The organism is Paenarthrobacter aurescens (genome assembly GCF_025421775.1).
GTDB lineage: Bacteria > Actinomycetota > Actinomycetes > Actinomycetales > Micrococcaceae > Arthrobacter > Arthrobacter aurescens_B.
Genome location: NZ_JAOEFX010000002.1, coordinates 289488 through 308080, shown reverse-complemented (window position 1 = coordinate 308080; position 18593 = coordinate 289488). Strand labels below are relative to the sequence as shown.

Annotated in this window: 16 protein-coding genes; 3 read left to right on the top strand and 13 right to left on the bottom strand. The window is 63.4% G+C overall.

Going from position 1 to position 18593, the window contains the following annotated elements; all coding sequences use genetic code 11:
* The first annotated feature begins 54 nt into the window (after positions 1-54).
* Positions 55-351, top strand: a complete 297-nt coding sequence (locus tag N7568_RS04755) for a hypothetical protein (RefSeq protein ID WP_261608747.1) — start codon at positions 55-57, stop codon at positions 349-351.
* 73 nt (positions 352-424) lie between these two features.
* On the opposite strand, the gene N7568_RS04750 is transcribed toward N7568_RS04755, so the two are convergent.
* The gene (locus N7568_RS04750; RefSeq protein ID WP_261608746.1) at positions 425-859 is read right to left on the bottom strand and encodes a CBS domain-containing protein; all 435 of its coding nucleotides are present in this window, start codon (positions 857-859) and stop codon (positions 425-427) included.
* A 339-nt stretch (positions 860-1198) separates the two neighbouring features.
* Between N7568_RS04750 and N7568_RS04745 the strand changes: the two genes are divergently transcribed.
* Positions 1199-3433: a hypothetical protein gene (locus N7568_RS04745; RefSeq protein WP_261608745.1), complete on the top strand. Its 2235-nt coding sequence runs from the start codon at positions 1199-1201 to the stop codon at positions 3431-3433.
* Positions 3434-3546: 113 nt separating this feature from the next.
* Here N7568_RS04745 and N7568_RS04740 read toward each other — a convergent pair whose 3' ends face one another.
* Positions 3547-3999 (bottom strand): nucleoside deaminase, encoded by a 453-nt coding sequence (locus N7568_RS04740; RefSeq protein ID WP_261608744.1) that lies wholly within the window; start codon positions 3997-3999, stop codon positions 3547-3549.
* Between the two features lie 124 nt (positions 4000-4123).
* Here N7568_RS04740 and N7568_RS04735 point away from each other — a divergent pair, with 124 nt between their 5' ends.
* Positions 4124-7699, top strand: coding sequence for a TM0106 family RecB-like putative nuclease (locus N7568_RS04735; protein WP_261608743.1), 3576 nt, complete (start codon positions 4124-4126; stop codon positions 7697-7699).
* Here the strand turns inward: N7568_RS04735 and N7568_RS04730 are convergent.
* The 11 genes from N7568_RS04730 to N7568_RS04680 all read right to left on the bottom strand — a co-directional run bounded on the left by N7568_RS04730 (position 7686) and on the right by N7568_RS04680 (position 18500).
* The gene (locus tag N7568_RS04730) at positions 7686-8516 is read right to left on the bottom strand and encodes a triose-phosphate isomerase family protein (protein ID WP_261609027.1); all 831 of its coding nucleotides are present in this window, start codon (positions 8514-8516) and stop codon (positions 7686-7688) included. The two genes, N7568_RS04735 and N7568_RS04730, sit on opposite strands and share 14 nt — an antisense overlap.
* Before the next feature lie 9 nt (positions 8517-8525).
* Complete coding sequence (locus tag N7568_RS04725) at positions 8526-9875, bottom strand: MFS transporter (RefSeq protein WP_261608742.1); 1350 nt, start codon at positions 9873-9875, stop codon at positions 8526-8528.
* A gap of 148 nt (positions 9876-10023) precedes the next feature.
* The gene (locus N7568_RS04720) at positions 10024-10788 is read right to left on the bottom strand and encodes an SDR family NAD(P)-dependent oxidoreductase (RefSeq protein WP_017197721.1); all 765 of its coding nucleotides are present in this window, start codon (positions 10786-10788) and stop codon (positions 10024-10026) included.
* Between the two features lie 21 nt (positions 10789-10809).
* Positions 10810-11799: a 3-hydroxyacyl-CoA dehydrogenase family protein gene (locus N7568_RS04715; RefSeq protein ID WP_261608741.1), complete on the bottom strand. Its 990-nt coding sequence runs from the start codon at positions 11797-11799 to the stop codon at positions 10810-10812.
* A 2-nt stretch (positions 11800-11801) separates the two neighbouring features.
* Positions 11802-12284, bottom strand: a complete 483-nt coding sequence (locus N7568_RS04710; protein WP_261608740.1) for a ribose-5-phosphate isomerase — start codon at positions 12282-12284, stop codon at positions 11802-11804.
* A complete protein-coding gene (locus tag N7568_RS04705; RefSeq protein ID WP_261608739.1) occupies positions 12281-14047 on the bottom strand; it encodes a dihydroxyacetone kinase family protein in 1767 nt (588 codons plus the stop codon). The genes N7568_RS04710 and N7568_RS04705 overlap by 4 nt, the downstream gene beginning before the upstream one ends.
* 4 nt (positions 14048-14051) lie before the next feature.
* Positions 14052-15053: a sugar phosphate isomerase/epimerase family protein gene (locus N7568_RS04700; protein ID WP_261608738.1), complete on the bottom strand. Its 1002-nt coding sequence runs from the start codon at positions 15051-15053 to the stop codon at positions 14052-14054.
* A 213-nt stretch (positions 15054-15266) separates the two neighbouring features.
* Entirely contained in the window at positions 15267-15965 is a 699-nt protein-coding gene (locus N7568_RS04695; protein ID WP_261608737.1) for a GntR family transcriptional regulator, read from the bottom strand.
* A gap of 181 nt (positions 15966-16146) precedes the next feature.
* The gene (locus N7568_RS04690) at positions 16147-17217 is read right to left on the bottom strand and encodes an alkene reductase (protein ID WP_261608736.1); all 1071 of its coding nucleotides are present in this window, start codon (positions 17215-17217) and stop codon (positions 16147-16149) included.
* Positions 17218-17322: 105 nt separating this feature from the next.
* Positions 17323-17946 (bottom strand): SIS domain-containing protein, encoded by a 624-nt coding sequence (locus N7568_RS04685; RefSeq protein WP_261608735.1) that lies wholly within the window; start codon positions 17944-17946, stop codon positions 17323-17325.
* Positions 17947-17972: 26 nt separating this feature from the next.
* A complete protein-coding gene (locus N7568_RS04680; RefSeq protein WP_261608734.1) occupies positions 17973-18500 on the bottom strand; it encodes a hypothetical protein in 528 nt (175 codons plus the stop codon).
* Positions 18501-18593 lie beyond the last annotated feature (93 nt).

Genomic DNA, 18593 nt, shown 5'->3' with positions numbered 1-18593 from the left:
GGGAGGTATCGGGAAGCCCTATCCCGGCGGCGCCGTTAGTGCTGTAGTTGGACCATGCAGGAACTGCTCATCATTCTTCAGGACGGGTTTGATTCCGATGACGTGACCGTCACCGTCAACGGCAAGGAAGCCGTGTCCGAGCGGGGTATCTCCACCAAAATGCTGTTGGGGATGGCCGAAGAAGTCACTGTGGAACTGCCCGCCAAGGGAGCCACGGTGGGAGTAGAGGTCCGCAGCAGGAAACTCAGCGCAACGAAGAAGCTGGCCGGAAAGCCAAAGAGCCTGATCGTCTCCATCGAAGACGGCGAACTCGTACTGCGTGAAGGAACGGGCCGCGAGGCCTTCCTCTGAAGGAAGGCCTCGCGGCGGCTGGATTGGTTGCCGGGCCCAGCTGGGTTGCCGGGCTCAGCTTGGTTGCCGGTCCTTAGTGGGCCATGTGCTCCTTGGCTGAGATGTGCTCCACCATTTCGCCGAGGCGCTGTTCTGCGTAGTGGTTGCGGGCAATATCGCCCTGGCTGATGATGCCTACCAGTTTGTGGTCGCTGATGACGGGCAGGCGGCGAACCTGGCGGTCCTCCATCATGGCGACGGCCTCGTCGACGTTGGCATCGGCGTCCACCCAGTACGGCTTGCCGGTGGCGAGCTCGCGGGCCAGGACTTCGCGGGCATCCCTGCCCTCGGCGAGGCACTTGACCACAATGTCGCGGTCGGTGATGAAGCCGGTGAGCTTGCCGTCGCTGCCGCAGATGGGAAGTGAACCGCAGTCCAGGTCCCTCATCAGCATGGCGGCTTCCTGAAGAGTCTTATCCTCGGCGATGCACTGTGCATTCGTCGTCATGAATTCACGTACGACACTCATGGGTCCTCCTTCATCGATTGGGGTTATCGACGCGGGGCCTTCGGCATGAGTCCTTCGGCTCCGGCGCCGATGATGCCAGCCTACGCCCGGCGGGAATGGCTGACCAGACGATGTTGGCTCCTCCTTCGGAAGAAAACCGCCTGATTTCCCTAGATATAATCCATTCGCTGGAGTATCCTCATCGTGGGTTTACTTACGGCTTCTGGGCATTGGCCACTTCGACTCATTTCGAGCATCCCCACGCGCACCCGCCCCGCCCTGGACCGTCATGCCGCTCGTCCGCCACAGCGCGCGAGCGAACGCATTTTGACTGTATACAGAGCGAGAAAGAACACCCCCATGGACACCCCCAACGTCCCCAGTACCCACTACACCCCTGATGTCTCCCATGAACCTGGCCAGTCCGTTCCTTCAACCCAGTCCCTTCCTTCTACGGAGTTCTGGAGGTGCCGGCGACCCGCAGCGGTCAGCGGGCGATATGAAGGCTTTCAAGGCAACCCCGGCCCCATCGGAAGCGCCTTGGACCTCCGTTTGGACATCGACTCCCGCGACGGCGTCCAGTCTCCCGTCATGAACAAGGTCAGCGGTGACTTCTACAGCACCCGCTTCGTCAAGGTGGCGGGGGTCAACCAACTTGTGAAGACGTACGTTGAGTCCTGGATCGTGGACACACCCCTTGTGACGTTCACCGATACCGACGTGCACATCCTCGGAACAGTCCGCTATTGGAAAGGAACCCGTCCTGCCACCACGGTGGACATTGTGGTGTCGTGGTCCCACGGAGCAGTCACGGGAGCTGTTGCCACGTTTACTTCCGGCGGAGTCCCCGGCCAGCCCTACGCGTGCACCTACCGTTCGGATGCCTTCCGCGACATGAACCTGGAGTTGGACTATTGCTCGTCCGTAGACATAGAACCCAAGGTTCCCATCTACAACAGCCATGCCCACAACAATCGTCCCGCGGACCTGCCCAACCGGACCATCACTATCGAGTCGTCGTATAAGGACGCCGGAATCGCGGTCACCGTTGATCCGGTCCATACAGTCATCGACGACAGCGCCGCCGGCTTTGCTTCCTGGAATGTCGGCGAACTCCACGACGCCATGGAAACCTCGTTCGGCAAGTACAACTCGGGGTGGCCCGCGTGGAACATGTGGGGCATTCAGGCCGGCATCTTTGACAGCGCGGGGGTGGGTGGCATTATGTTCGACGCCGCTGCGGGCTTTGGCGGCGCAGGTCGCGGACCCGACCGCCAGGGTTTTGCGGTATTCCGGAACCATTCCTGGTTCACCAACCTTGTTTCCAACCCCACCACCCAGGATCAGGCCTGGGCCATGCGGCATTTCCTCTACACCTGGGTCCACGAAGCCGGGCACGCCTTCAACTTCCTGCATGCCTGGGACAAAGCCCGCCCGGATGCACTGTCATGGATGAACTATGACTGGAAATACGATCAGCGCAACGGCACGGACACCTTCTGGGCCAACTTCCGTTTCCGCTTTGACGACGACGAGCTTCTCCACATGCGCCACGGTGACCGGGCCTCCGTGATCATGGGCGGAGATCCGTGGGCCTCCGGCGGGCATCTGGAATCCCCTGCCGGCGCCATGACGGTCTCCGGGCCGGGCAGCGACGTTGAACTGACGCTCTCGGCCAAGGACCACTTCGACTACATGGAGCCTGTGTCCATCGAGTTCCGGTTGCGAAATACAACCGACGTGCCCGTCATGGTGGATGGCAGGCTCGATCCCCGGTACGGCAACACGACGGTCTACGTGCAGAAGCCCAACGGAACTGTGGTGCTGCATGAATCGGTGGTCTGCTTCTACGGACTTCCGGAGATCGTTACGCTGGCTCCTGCACCGGTGGGCGACGACGACGGCAGCGACCGCTACAGCCAACTCGTCCAGCTCGCCTACGGAGTGGGAGGCTTCGCTTTCGACGAGCCCGGGCAGTACCTGGTCCGCGCCGTCTATTCCACGGACGGTATCGTCCAAGCGTCCAATACTTTGCCTCTTCGTGTCGGTTTCCCCGTCACCCGTGAAGAGGATCGGTTCGCGCCCGGGTTCTTCACGCGCGAGGTGGGCCTGACCCTCGCTTTCGAGGGATCCATGTCGCCGTACCTCAGCAAGGGACTGGACACCCTGACCGAAGCTGCCGAGCGTTTCAGTGGCGAGCCTTTGGGCGTGAAGGCGGCAACCGCCGTCGCGCAATCAGTGGGAGATGACTTCTACCGCCGCAAGGACGAAAGGATGGTCAAGCACCACAGCGCCGACCCTGAGCGGGCACTTGCGTTGACGGATTCCGGTCTGGCCAGCTATCAACAGGGAGCAGAAGCGGCAAGCAACCTCGCCTACCGCGGCCTGGTGGAACTCCGCACGGCATTGCATGCCAAAGCGGACGACACTGCGGCGGCGAAGTCCGAGGTGGAGACCCTCGCCAAGGACCTGGGCACCCGTGGTGCGAACGCCACAGTGCTGGCCGGGGTCAAGGAAATGATCCCATCAACTCCGGCGGCCCGTTCCCGCCGGTCGGCTCCGAGGAAGCCCGCCAAAAAGCCGTCGGATGGCTAGTTGGTCCTTGGCTCCCCTGTAGCCGGCGACGGCGGCACCCCGCCCTTGGTGCCGCCGTCGCTCCTTTAAACCGTCGCTCCCCTGGACCGTTTAAACCGTCTAAACCGTAGCGCCTACTCCGCGATGTCCTCTGCCCACAGTTCAGGGTGTTCGGACTGGAAGCTGCGCATCATGTCCACACAGCGGGGATCGTCCAGGACCACCACTTCCACGCCGCGTGAACGCAGTAGATCGAACTCACCGGGGAACGTCTCTGCCTCCCCCACCACAACCCTCGGAATCTTGAATTGGATGATGGTTCCCGTGCACATCGCGCAGGGCGCCAACGTGGTGTAGAGCGTGGTGTCACGGTATGTCTTTTGGCGTCCGGCGGCACGAAGGGCAGACATCTCGCCGTGCGCAATCGGATCGCCGTGCTGAACTCGTTCATTGTGGCCGCTGGCGATGACTTCTCCGCCCCGGGCCAAGGCCGCCCCGATGGGAATGCCGCCCTCGCTGAGGCTCTTCTGTGCGGCCTGGTACGCGGCTTCGAAAGCAGGGTCACTTGTGGGGGCTGTTTCGGTCATGGGTGCAGTCTAGGTTGGCCCGACGCTATTTTGCCGGAAGTTATTTTGTCGGTGCCCGCTGATAGCTTGGCTACAAGGATTCAACTGGCTTGGTTCAATTGGTTTGGAAGAGAGGTGGGTCGCTGTGTTCTTTCTCGATCCGGAGATAGCGGGCGCCCCGCAGGACCTGGTCTTCTCGGCCAGCGACCTCGTTATCGCTGCCACCTGCGAATACCAATTGCTCCGGAAACTCGACGAAAAACTCGGCCGATCACCCAAGCCGGACTTCGCGGCGGACGCCATGTTGGATCGCACCGCCAAGTTGGGCGACGTGCACGAACATCGCGTACTGGACGAGTTCGTGGCTGAATTCGGGCACTGGGATCCGGCGACAGGAAAAGGCGTTTACGACGTCGTCCCCGCCACGGCCATGGACCGCGTCACCCTTTCGGCCAAGCACGTGGAATCCATCGATGCCCTGCTCTCCGGTGCGGATGTGGTGTTCCAGGCCGCCTTCTTCGACGGCCAGTTCCACGGACGGTCGGACTTTCTGGTCAAGCAACCCGGCGGGCTGTATGCCGTCTTCGATACCAAGCTGGCCCGCCATGCCAAGGTCACAGCACTTTTGCAGCTTGCCGCCTACGGAGACCAGCTCCTGCAGGCCGGCATCACCCCTGATCCCACGGTCACGCTGGTCCTCGGCAATCGGGTCCACAGCGACCATCCGCTCTCGCAGATCCTCCCGGTGTTCAAGGAACGCCGCGAGCGTTTCCTTGGCATGACATCCACGCATGTTTCCGGCGCTGGACCCATTGAATGGGGCGATCCCCGGTACTCGGCATGCGGCCGTTGCGACTATTGCGCCGAACAGGTCCAGTTGCACCGGGACCTCCTGATGGTGGCGGGCATGCGCATCAGCCGCCGCAAAAAGCTCATCGAATCCGGTATCACCACCATCGACCAACTGGCAGCCATGCCGGCGTCCGGGGATTCGATGCTGCTGCGCCTCCGCGACCAAGCCCAACTTCAAACAGGCACAGGCACTCCTGATGGCACGGTCAAGTACACGGACAAATCCGGAGAAGCGAAGTCCGTGAGTTACAACGTCCTGCCCGAGAACACTCTCGGCAGGCTGCCTGTGCCGGATCCGGGCGACATCTTCTTCGACTTCGAAGGCGATCCGCTCTGGCAGGACCCCGCCACGGGCAAGTGGGGGCTGGAGTACCTCTTCGGGGTCATCGAGAACCCCGTGGAACCAGGGGCGGAGCCTGTGTTCCGCCCTTTCTGGGCTCATTCACGCGCGGAGGAAGGCCACGCGTTTGTGTCCTTCCTGGACTACGTAGCCCAGCGCCGTGCCACCTATCCCGGCATGCACATTTATCACTATGCGGCCTACGAGAAGACGGCCCTGCGCAATCTTTCGCTGACGCATGTGGTGGGTGAAACCGCCGTCGATGACCTCCTGCGCCAAGGTGTCCTGGTGGACCTCTACGACACCGTGCGGCACAGCATCCGGGTCTCCGAGAACTCGTACAGCATCAAGAAACTGGAACCCCTGTACATGGGGCAGCATCTGCGCTCGGGTGATGTGACCGACGCCGGTGCTTCCGTGGTTGCCTACGCGGACTACTGCACGGCCCGCGATACTGGTCAGGCCGGGCAGGCTGCGGCCATTCTCGAAGGGATCAGGGACTACAACGAGTACGACTGCTTGTCGACGCTGGAGCTGCGCAACTGGCTGCTTGCCCGGGCTGCGGAGCGCTCCATCGTTCCCGGCGGCCCTGTGGCGGACGGACCACAATCAGATACCGAGCCGGAGAAGTACGAGGCACCGCCCGAAGAGAAGGCCCTGTTCGACTATGTGGCCGGTCTGCCCGCGGAGGAACAGGCAACGCTGGAGGCCCGGGCCATTGGCATCGTCGCTGCCGGAGTCGGATATCACCGCCGCGAGGACAAACAGCACTGGTGGGAACACTTCGATCGTCTGGAAAAGCCGACCTCGCAATGGGACGAGTCCCGCGACCAATTCATCGTGGACCACGCGGAGTTGCTGCAGGACTGGGCGAAACCAACGCCTCGCAGCAACCCTGCCCGGATCGTGAAACTGCTGGGCCGGTCCGGTGATGGCGCGGGATTGGATCCGGGCAGGAAGTATTTCCGAATGTACGGGTCTCCGTTGCCGGATGCCCTGGCGGCCAAGGAATCCTCGGTACTGGGCCGTGCTGGCTGGGGCGGGACAGAGGTCATCGAGGTCGGTGAAGAGGGGGACTTCGAGTCGGTCACCATCGTCGAGAAGCTTCGCAAAGACTCCACCGAGTTCGTCCAGACCCCCATGGCGCTGACCCCGGACAGCCCGATTCAGACGACCGGGCAAAGGGCTGCATTGGCCGCGTTGGCCACCAAGCTCCGCGCGGCGTTGCCTTCCTGGCCCAAGGATCCGGCGCTGGACCTGGTCCGCCGGCAGCCGCCCAGGCTCGGCACCCTCACCAACCTTCCAACGGTTCCCTCCGGCCCTGATGGCTACATTGATGCCATCACAGCCGGGGTCCGGGACCTGGACCATTCCTATCTGGCCGTCCAGGGTCCTCCAGGCAGCGGGAAGACGTATGTTGGCGCCCACGTGCTGGCCAGGCTGGTGGCCGACGGGTGGAAAGTCGGCGTCGTGGCCCAATCCCACGCCGTGGTGGAAAACATGCTCTGCGCTGCCGTGGAGAAAGCGGGTATCGATCCCCGCCTCGTAGCCAAGGACGTCAAGCACAACGATCCTGTGCCGTGGAGCAACTGCGCCAAAGGCGACGTGGAAGAACTCTTGTCCAAGCCAGGTGGCGCCCTGATCGGCGGCACCGCATGGACCATGGTGGGCAAGGAAGTCCCCGCCGGATCGCTCGACCTTCTGGTCATCGACGAAGCGGGACAGTTCTCGTTGGCCAACACCATGGCTGTCAGCCGGGCCGCCAAGCGGCTCCTGCTCCTCGGTGACCCACAGCAGCTTCCCCAGGTCACTCAGGGCAAGCATCCGGAACCCGTTGATGAATCAGCCCTGGGTTGGCTGTCGGATGGCTACAACACCTTACCCTCCCACCTTGGCTATTTCCTGGCGTTGTCATGGCGCATGCATCCGGAGCTGTGCAGCGCAGTGTCAGAGCTGTCCTATGACAACCGGCTCGAGGCCGCTCCAGCCGCAACCATGCGTGAACTGGAAGGGGCGAGCCCCGGGATTTCCTGTGTGTACGTCACGCACACCGCCAACTCCACTGCCTCGCAAGAAGAAGCTGTTGAGGTCGTCCGGCAAGTCCAGGCTCATCTGGGCCTGAAATGGCTGGACCCTTCGGACTCTCCGGACCGCCGCCCCCTCGAGGAAACAGACATCCTGGTGGTCGCGGCCTACAACGCCCAGGTCCAGCTCATCAAACATGAGCTCCGGTCTGCCGGCCTCGGGAAAGTACGGGTGGGTACCGTGGACAAGTTCCAAGGCCAGGAAGCCCCGGTGGTCATCGTCTCCATGGCCGCATCGGCCGCAGGCGAAGTTCCCCGGGGCATGGAGTTCCTGCTGTCCCGCAACCGGATCAACGTGGCGGTGTCGCGCGGTCAGTGGCGTGCCGTCGTCGTGCGTTCGCCTGAACTGACCAACTATCTGCCAACACATCCGGAAGGCCTGGAAAACCTTGGTGGCTTCGTGGCCCTCTGCCAGCGGAGTTTTTGTACACCTAATGCCCTTTAGAAGGCGTCTTAGGGGCATCTGCTGTACAAAAACTCAAGGCTTCGTCCAGGACCCGGCCGAAGTTCGTGGCGTCGTGCGCGAAGCGCCCAAGGAAAAGCCCGGAGACCCCCTCGAGTTGTGGCAACAAGCCGGGTTTCGCCGACCCCCCATAAATGATGGGAAGCCCGGCCAACCCGTGCTGGGCCAGCGACTCCCGTAAGCTACCGACCACCCGCGAAACATAGGCCGCTGAGGCAGGTTCAGGAGCGCCGATCGCCCAGACGGGCTCGTAAGCGATCACAAGTTTCGAGGCACGCGCCCAGTCGCCGGACACTGCTGCCTTGATCTGCCCGAACACGGTATCCGCCGCTGCCTCCGGTTCCAGCACGTCAGGCTCTCCCACGCACAGCAGCGGAGCCAGCCCGGCATCGACGGCGGCACTGACCTTGAGCGCGATCATCGCCTCGTCTTCGGCAAAGTAGCGTCGCCGCTCAGCGTGACCGATTTCCACGAAGCCCACTCCGAGCTCCGCGAGCATGGACGGTGACACCTCACCCGTCCACGGCCCGTCGGCCCAGCCACAGTTCTGCGCGCCGAACACCAACGGAGTACCCTCCACCAAGCGCGCGGCTTCGGGCAACACGGGAAACGATGGGATCACAAACGGGACCACCCGCCCGGCCGCAAGGGCCGGACGGGCGTCCACTTCCGCAACCAACTGTTCCAACCACGCCAGGCTCTGCGCGTAGCCCATGTACATCTTGGTGCTGACGCCTACGAATCGAACGTCCGGAGCAGTCTCCAGCGCGGTGTCCGGCGCAGAGAGGACAGCAGGCAGGTTCACGCTCTACTTCTCCAGCAGTTCGTCGGCCTTGTTGCTGAAGCGCTTCGTGCCGAACATCAGCAGGGCCGCCACGAATGGCAGGACACCCAAGGCGTAGACGCCCATGGTCCCGGTGTCCGATGCCGTGACCTGGTTGACCGTGGTGCGCAGGATCGGGGCGACAAACCCGCCCAGGTTTCCGAGTGAGTTGATCAGCCCGATGCCCGCAGCTGCGGCAGTACCGGTGAGGAACGCCGTCGGGTATGACCAGCAGATAGGACCTGTCGACAGGAAGCTGCACACAGCCAAGGTGATGAAGATGATGCCCACGGCGGGCATCTGGTTGGCGCCTGCCCAGGCGGAACCAAAGATGCACAGGCCGGTGGAGATGAACAGCGCCGTGCCCCAACGGCGACGCCGCGCCACCGTGTTGGCGGCCTTGCCGATGAAGTAGCAGGCGAAGATGCCGAAGAACCACGGGATAGCCGCCAGAAGGCCGACGGCGATGCCCACCTTTTGTCCGGTCAGCTGCGCCACCTGCTGGGGCAGGTAGAACGTCACGCCGTAGACCGCTACCTGCAGGCAGAAGTAGATGACGGTGAAGTACCAGACGCGGCCGTTCCGCATGGAGGCCAGGACGCCTCGGGGACCCGTTTCTTCCTTGACGGTGTCTTCAAGTGCCATGACGTCGGACAGCGCCTTTTTCTCTTCCTTGGTCAGGAACTTGGCGTCCTGTGGGCTGTTGATAAGGAAGAAGTAGGCGGCAACACCGGCCAGGACGGCCAGCATGCCTTCGACGAAGAACATCACCTGCCAGCCTGCAACGCCCGGGACCTGGTCACCGATGTTGATGAGCCAGCCGGACAGCGGTGCACCCATCATCTGGGAGAAAGGCTGGGCCAGGTAGAAGATGGCGAACATCTTCACGCGGACCTTGTTGGGGAACCACGCCGCCAGGAACATGATGACGCCCGGGAACAAGCCGGCCTCAGTGACGCCCAGCAAGAACCTGAGAATGATGAAGGACGTCTCACCCTGCACGAAGGCAAAGCACGCCGAGACGATTCCCCAGGTAATGGCGATGCGGGCGAGCCACACCTTGGCACCAAACTTGGTGAGCAGCAGGTTGCTGGGGATTTCGAACAGCGCGTAACCGATGAAGAAGATACCGGCGCCCAGAGCGTAGGCGCCCGCTGTGATGCCCTTGTCCACTTCCAGCGCTGCTTCTGCGAAGCCAACGTTGGTGCGGTCCAGGAAGGCCACCACGTACAGGATGACGAGCATCGGCATGAGGCGCCGCGAAGCTTTGGAGATCGCCGATTTGAGGACCGGCGTGTCCAGCAACTCCTTGGTGGAATTGGTGGCAACAGACATTGAAACTCCTCTTTGAGTGACAGGAAACAACTAATGCAGCCGCGATCAGCGCGGGAAGAAGATGAGCACCATGCCCACTGCGCAGGCAAGGACGCCCACGGCAAGGTAGATCTTGCGTTCTCGTGTCCAGGTCTTCATTGCCAACGGCCTAGTGCATGTACAGTCCGCCATCCACATTCAGCGTCTGGCCGGAGATGTATCCGGAGTCCTCGCTGATGAGGAAGGCGATGGCGGCGGCGATGTCGCGGGTTGAGCCCACACGGTTCACCACGAGGTCCTTGGTGAGCTCGTCCTTGCGTTCCTGGCTCAAGGTGCCGCCCATGATGTCGGTGTCGATAGGGCCGGGAGAGATGGCGTTGACGGTGATGTCGTACTCACCCAGCTCACGGGCGGTTGCGCGGGTCAGGCCGATGACGCCGGCCTTGGCCACGGAGTACGGGGTCTTCGAGAACGTGCCGCCACCGCGCTGGGCAGAGACGGAGGAGATGTTCACGATGCGGCCGATGCGGTTCTTGACCATGGACTCGGCCACGCGGCGGGTGGCGTAATGGACACCGTTCAGGTTGATGTTCAGCACCCGGTCCCACTCGGCGGGTTCCAGTTCCAGGTAGCCAACAGGCGAGCTGACTCCGGCAACATTGGCCAGGGCGACGATCTGCGGCAGTTCTGCTTCCAGTTCGTCAATGGCTGCGCGGACTTCGGCTTCACTGGCCACGTTGGCGCCAACGCCGTGGGCCTGCACGCCATATTCTGCGGCGATTTCCTTGGCTGCGATCTTGCAGGCGGCGTCGTCCAGATCGATGATGCCGATGTTCCAGCCTTGGGCGGCCAGGTAGTTGACGGTTGCGCGACCGATGCCACGTTCAGAAACGGCGCCGGTGACGATTGCGGTGCGTTCAGCGGGGAATGTCATGTGTTTCTCCTGAAGGAAGGGTTAGTTGATGGGGGCCGGGCCGAGCTCTTCAATGAGCTTCTGCATGGCGACGTAGGCCTTGTTGCGGTAGGCGATGAGTTCCGGAGTGCGTTCGGCCGGGACGTTGAGGAAGCCGGCGCCGGTCTTGGTACCGAGCTTGCCTGCTTCCACCAGGTCCGACAGGATCTTCGGCGTCGCGAAGCGTTCCGGGAATCCTGTTTGCAGCGACTTGTAGCAGAAGTTGTAGACATCCAAACCGGCCATATCCGCGATGGCGAACGGACCAAAGAACGGCAAGCGGAAGCCGAAGGTCGTACGGACCAGGGTGTCGACGTCGTCCGCTGTTGCGATGCCCTGCTCAACCAGCTGCGCTGCTTCGTGGAACAGCGCGTACTGCAGGCGGTTCAGCACGAAACCCGTGACGTCCTTGACGACGGCGGTCTGCTTGCCGGCAGCATGGACCAGCTCACGGGACGCAGCGACAGTAGCAGCCGCCGTGCCGGCGTGCGGAATGACCTCGACGCCCGGAATGAACGGCGACGGGTTGGAGAAGTGCACTCCCAGGAAACGCTCCGGGTTGGTGACGGCCTCAGCGAGCGCACCGATGGAGATGGTGGAGGTGTTGGAACCAATCAGCGCGTCCGGGCGGGCGGCGGCGCTGATCCGGGCAAGTGTCTGGTGCTTGATCTCCAGGACCTCGGGGACGGCTTCTTCGATGAAGTCGGCGTCCGCCACAGCTTCCTCAATGTCCTTGGCTGCCCACAGGTTCTGCTTGAGGATCTCGGTGGAGCCTGCGGGAAAAAGTCCATCGGCGATGAACTGATCCGACTCAACCAACAGGCGGTCGTAGTTCTTCTGGGCGATTTCGGCGGACACATCGGCAAGCGCTACACGCGCCCCGCCGAGCGCCAGCACCTGGGCGATGCCGCCACCCATGTAGCCGGAGCCTACGACGGCGATCTTCCGGGCTGCGTTGCTTGCAGTCGCTTCAGTTGCTTCAGGAGTGGTCATGATCAGACTGCCTTCGTGTAGTCGGGCTCGTACGAGCAGATGGCGTCCACCTTGGCGGCGGAGGAGGAGTTTTGGTCGAAGCGGTGGTCGAGCCACTCGCCTACGAGCTTCTTGGCCAGTTCCAAGCCAATCACCCGCTGGCCGAGGGTGAGGACCTGGGCGTTGTTACTGAGGACGGACCGCTCCACTGAGTAGCTGTCGTGGGCCGTGACCGCACGGATTCCCGGTACTTTGTTGGCTGCAATGGCCACCCCGAGCCCCGTGCCGCAGATCAGGAGTGCCCTGTCCGCTTCGCCCTCGGCCACCTTGCGGGCGGCGTCAACGGCAACGTGCGGGTAGGCGGTGGAGTCGTTGAAACCAACGCCCACATCGGTCACCGAAGCCACACGCGGGTCCGATTCCAGCAGGGCGAGTAGGGCCTGCTTGTATTCGACTCCGGCTTCGTCATTGCCAACGACGATGCGCCAGCCTTGGGTGTTGCTCATGCTTGGGCTCCGTTTCCGGCCGTTGCCGACAGCTCTCCCGCTGCGGCAACCGTGGCCAGTTGTGAATCGATAAAGTGCGAAATCCTTGCGGTGATCAGGCCAAAGGAGACCGCCCCGGGATCGGGATGGCCAAGGCTCTTCTCGGCCAACGGGCGTGCCCTGCCCTTGAGCGGACGCAGGTCCGCGGTCCTTGCGGCAGCGGACTCAGCGGCCGCAGCGGCTACTGCCAGGGCCCGGTCAACGGGAGCGCCGCCGTCGAGCTCTGCCAGGAAGGCGTCACGGAACGGCAACAGCGCGTCCACCATGGTCTTGTCCCCGGGATCGGCTTTGCCGAGCTCGGTGATGGCCCGGACGAAGGCGGTGACCGCCGCTGCCGCGTCCCCGGATGCGTACGCCTCGCGGTTGCCAAGTGACTGCCCGGCGGCGATGACTGCCGAGCCCCAGAGAGCTCCCGAGGTTCCGCCGGCGCGTTCACTCCAGGCCTCACCGGCAGTGGCCAGGACCCTCGCCACCGATCCACCGCTCACAGCTTCCCCAGCCGTGGCTGCAGCATCGACACCGCGGCGCATGCCGATTCCGTGGTCGCCGTCGCCGGCGATCGCGTCCAGCTTGCCGAGTTCCTCTTCATGCTTCACAACCACGTCCCGCACCTGGGCGAGAATTTCCACGGCCAAACGCCCGAGGTCAGCGGCAGCAGGGGTGGGCTGTTCAACGTCGGCGGTTTCGGCGTCGTCGATAGCTGCCTCAGCGCGAGGTGCCCGGGGCGCCATGCTGCCCTTGCGGAACGCCGGAGTGTCGGCGGGTGCAGCCCAGTACTGTTCCAGTTCCTCGTCCAGCCACAGCAGGGTCAGGGACAGTCCGGACATGTCCAGGCTGGTCACCAGCTCACCGCACTCGGGTTCAACAACGGTGAGTCCGGCAGCGGTGAGCAGCTTCTCCACCTTGCCGAACAACAGGAAGAGTTCGTCGTACTTCACCGTGCCCAGGCCGTTGACGATGGCCACCACCCGGTCTCCGGCGTCCTCCGGCTTGTCGTCGAGGAGCCTGGAGACCAGGAGTTCGGCCAGCTCGGACGCTGTGGGCATGGGGTGCTCGGAGATGCCGGGCTCGCCATGGATGCCCAGGCCAAGCGACATCTGTCCGGCAGGCACGTGGAAGAGCGGGTCGGCGGCGCCAGGCAGTGTGCACCCGTCAAAGGCCACACCCAGCGAACGCGTCCGGTAGTTGGTCTTGATGGCCAAGCGCTCGACGGCGTCAAGGTCCAGTCCCGCTTCGGCAGCGGCGCCGGCAATCTTGAACACGGTGAGGTCGCCCGCGATTCCGCGGCGCTTCCCGAGCTGATCGATGGGGGCGCTGGCGATGTCGTCAGTGACGGTGACTGTGCGGGTCTCGATGCCCTCGGCGTTGAGCCGGAGCTGTGCCTGGCCGAAGTGGAGGACGTCGCCGGCGTAGTTGCCGTAGCTGAGCAGGACCCCGCCACCGGCGTTGGCCGCTTTGGCGACCCGGTAGACCTGGCCAGCCGCCGGGGAGGCGAACATGTTCCCGCAGGCCGAGCCCGTCGCGAGGCCAGGACCCACCAGCCCGGCGAAGGCCGGGTAGTGTCCCGAGCCGCCGCCAACCACCAGGGCCACCTGGCCGGCCGGGACTTCGGTCGAGCGAACCACACCGCCATCCACTCGGGCCACATAGCCGCGGTTCGCGGCCACGAAACCGTCCAGCGCTTCATCGGCAAAGTCTGCCGGGTTGTCGAAGATCTGTGTCATTTTCCTAGACTCCTGCGAGCTGGGTGGCCGGTTCCTGGCGTCCTTGGGCAACCTGGCTCGTGCCGAGCGCGTAGCCGTCGGTCTTCGGGAGGACGTGCCTGCGGAGGTAATCCTGGTTGCTGGCCGTGACGCTCAAGCCGTCGCCGCCGTAGTGCTCGGTGCAGAGGATGCCCTGGAAGCCCACGGAAAGTGCCAGCTTGAAGGCCTCGCGGTAGTTGATGAGTCCGCTTTCCATCGGGGCCGGCATGGTGATGTAGCTGTCACGGGCAACGTCTTCGTCGCGGATGTAGTTCTTCATGTGCCAGTAGTTGGAGTACGGCAGGGTCTTCGCCACCATCTCGCGCCAGTCCTCAATGGGCCGGTGGAGACGGATCAGGTTGCCAAGGTCCGGGTTGAGGCCCACGTTGTCCAAGCCGATGTCCTGGACCAGCTGGACGGAAGAGTCAGCGGTACCGAGGTACGTATCCTCGTACATTTCCAAGGACAGGAGGACACCGGCGTCTGCTGCGTGCTTGCCGAGTTCGCGGATACGGGAGACGGCGTTGCCCCAGGCTTCCTTATCCCCCACCGGGTCCTTGTAGCCTTCAACGGTCCAGAACCACAGTTGCTTCTGCTGCTCCGGGGTGATGGCCTGGTGGAGCCCGAACGACACCACTTCGCAGCCGAGCTCCGCTGCGGCGTCGATGGTGCGGTGGCTGTAGGCCAGGTTGTCCGCCCAGTCAGTCTGGTGGATCACGCTACGGCGAATTGCGGAGATGACCGGCACGCCAATGCCTACCTCGTCGGCGGTCTGCTTGAACTCGGTGAGGCGATCCTTGCTGAGGTCGCCGGGACGAACCCAGCTGTCGGTGAGGTCCGCGTTCGCAAAACCTGCGTCCTTCACTTCCTGGAGGACAGAAGCCCAAACGGAAGCATCGGCGTCGTTGACCTGCTGACCCGCAGCGTCGGTGCCGGGGAACTGCAGGAGGGCCGCGGTGATGGGCCAATTCTCGGCGGTGTAGGCCATGATGATCACTCCTTCGTGGAATCCTGTTTCCTATAGGATTTACGAACCAAGCAAAGCTGTCAACCCTTTTCGCGAAACTTCCTAGATCCTATATGTCTTACATATGTCTGTGAAGGGGGTCACTGAGCGTACACAGAAGGCCCGCCAGAGTAGCCGGCGAGCCACTTGATCTGTCGCTGATTAGTCGCTGTTCATTCGCTGTTCAGTCGCGGGCTAGTCCGCCGGAGCGTCCGCCATTGCACGGCCCCGGACCTTTTCGACATGGTCCACCATCATTGCCGCGGCTTTCTCCGGGTCGCCCTTGATCATGGCGTCGAGGACTGCCTGATGCTCGGCGATAGCCTGCTCAGCGTCGGTGATGCCCACTCCCCCGAACAAGCGGAAGCGCTGGATCTGGCCGCCCAGGGTGTTATAGGCGGCGAGCAGGAACTGGTTATTCGCCTGCGCGGCGATGAGTTGATGGAACCGTTCGTCGGCTTCGAGGTAGCTGCGGTATTCGGCAAAGGTGCCGCCGCGGGGTGCGGTCTTGAGGTCTTCCACGGCTTGCTTCAACGCGCCCAGGCCTTCGTCGGTCATCCGGGAACAAGCCAGCCGCGCGTTGACCGGCTCAATGGACAAACGCGCTTCCATGAGCTCGGCGAAGTCTTCCCGGGTGAAGACGGGGGCCACCCGATACCCCTTCAACGCGACGCGCCGGACCATGCCGGTGTGCTCCAGGCGAGCAAGTGCTTCCCGCACCGGAGTCGGCGAAACGTCCAGCTCCCGGGCCATCCCGTCGATGCTCACGGCCGCGCCCGGCTCCAATCGACCGTCCATGAGCCACTCAAGCAGTGCTTCGTAGACGTGGTCGGCCAGCACTTGGCGACTGACGGGGAAGCCAGCACGGGCCGCGGACGGGGAAGGATCAGGCATGGCACAAATCCTATAGGAACGTGGGCGTGCGGCCGGGTAAGCGCGTTGTCACATTCCGCCCTTACCCACTCACATGGAGACAGCACCACCTCACCTGGAGACAGCACGACGTCGGCACTCTGGTGAGTGCCGACGTCGTGGTCTTGCCGGGGTGCTTTGCGCTCTTTAGTGCGCCAGGCCCTTAGTTCGCGTAGAAGGGGTAGTCCGTGTAACCCTCGGCGCCGTCGGCGTAGAACGTGGCTGCGTTCGGTTCGTTGAGCGGCAGGCTTTCGCGCCAGCGGCGGGCAAGGTCCGGGTTGGCGATGGCAGGACGACCGACCACCACGGCGTCAGCCAAGCCGTCTTCGATAATGGCGAACGCTTCATCGCGGGTGGTGATCTCGCTGAAGCCGGTGTTCACCAGGAAGGTTCCGTTGAAACGCTCACGCAGGTCCTGAACCAGGGAGCTCTTGGGCTCGTGGTGGAGGACGCTCAAGTACGCCAGGTTGAGCGGGGCAATGGTATCCACCAGCACCTCGTAGGTCGCCCGGACGTCAGCGGCATCGGTTTCCGCGATTCCCTGCACATTGTGCTCCGGAGAAATGCGGATGCCTACGCGGTTGGCACCGAGGGCCTCGACCACTGCGTTGACGGTCTCGATCACGAAGCGGGCCCGGTTTTCCGGGGAGCCGCCGTAGCTGTCCGTGCGAACGTTCGAGTTCGGTGCAAGGAATTCGTGCAGCAGGTAACCGTTGGCGGAGTGGAGTTCAACGCCGTCGAATCCAGCCTCGATGGCGTTCTTGGACGCGGTGACGATTTCCTGGATGACACCCGGCAGTTCGTCGGTGCGGAGTTCGCGCGGCACCGGGTAGGCCTGCTTGCCGTGAGGCGTGCGGACCTCGCCTTCGATGGCGACGGCGCTCGGGCCAACAATCTCGACTCCGCCGGTGATGTCGGCGTGTGAAACGCGCCCACCGTGCATGATCTGGGCAAACATGCGGCCGCCCTCGGCGTGCACGGCGTCAGTGACCTGCTTCCAGCCGGCGATCTGCTCTTCAGTCACGAGCCCCGGCTGGCCCGGGTAGGACTGGCCCGCGGGGGTGGGGTAGGTTCCCTCGCTGACGATCAAGCCGAGGGAGGCCCGCTGGCGGTAATGCTCTGCGATCAATGAACCAGGGATGCCTTGGTCGCCTGCGCGAAGGCGCGTCAGGGGCGCCATCACCAGTCGGTTGGACAGTTCAAGCTCGCCGAGGGCCAGGGGGGAAAACAGCATGCGCGGATCCTTTCAGAATGAATCAGGTTCACTCTGGGCAACTGCAAGGCGTCTGCAACTATTCCGATGGAGGCGCAGATCACATCCGATGCGGCCGGCCGCGTACTACTTCTGCCCGATGTGCCTCATTGCGTCGTCGAAGCACTCACACAAGGCCAGCACCGCCACAAGGTGCGCCTCCTCGGCGTGCGGAGGATCCGTATCGATGCAAATGGCCTCATTCACCGACTGTGCCAAGTCTTTGGAGTCCTTACCCGTGAGGGCCCACACCCGCGCACCCTTGGATTTCGCCGCGGCGGCCGCGTCGCGGAGATCATCGGTGATGCCCTTCGCAGCGAGCAGGACCACGATGTCGCCGTTGCGTACCTGGTCCGAGATTTGGGCGCTGATGCTGCCCTTTCCGTCAGCCTCCGTACCGGCGCTCTTGGAGATCGAAATTGCCTTGAATGTGCTGCCATCGCCGGGGTCGTGGGCGGCCAGCTCGGACGCGAACCTTTGCGCTTCATGCGCTGATCCGTCGCTGCCGGCCGCGAAGACACTGCCTCCGCGACGCCGGACTCGCGCCAGCTCTTCGCCCCATTCGGCAAGCCTGGAGGATTCCCGGCGCAGGGCAGCGACAGCTGGCCCGATCTCCCCCAAATGCCCCAGCACGACGTCCACTGCATGCCGGCTGGCCTTAGGCTCAGCCGAGCGCACCGCCTGACCTGTTCGCCTCACCACGATGCTCACTTCCTGCCTCCGATCCTCCACTGACACTATGAATTCCCGTCGCCGTCACGCGTTGAGCCCCCACGAGGCGAACCATCACGTCCGCCGCGGTCACGCGTCAGGCGTGCGCCGTCGTCGGCCCTGGAGCGGCCAGCGTCATGAGTGCGGTCAGCGTCAGTCGCGCGGTCAGCGTCAGTCGCGCGGTCAGCGTCACGAGTGCGGTCAGCGTCAGGAGAGCGGTCTGTACTGGTATTGGGGTCCAGCTTGTCCGCACGACGGAGGTTTTCCTCGACGCGCCCGTGGGCTTCTGAAGCCTTCTCCGCGTGGCGTTCCGCATCTTTGCGGAGCCGGTTCGCCTCGACTTCCGCTTGGAGCGCGGCCGCTTCTGCCTGTGCTGACTCGGCCTTCGCTTGATGCGCCCCGATGGCTTCTTCGGCCGCCTTCTCCCTGAGTTCCTCGGCCCGGTGACGGTTGATCTCAGCCTTCTTCCGGCGTCCGATGACGACCGCGACAATCACAGCGGCGATGACGACGACGGCCAGCACGATGATCAGTACCAGTTGTCCTGTATCCATGTGGATTACCTCCCTGTGAACGGCTTTTATGGGCGCCGCTCGTGGCCCACGCTGTGCTTGGTACTCGAGGTGTACCCCAATCGGGGCATCTCA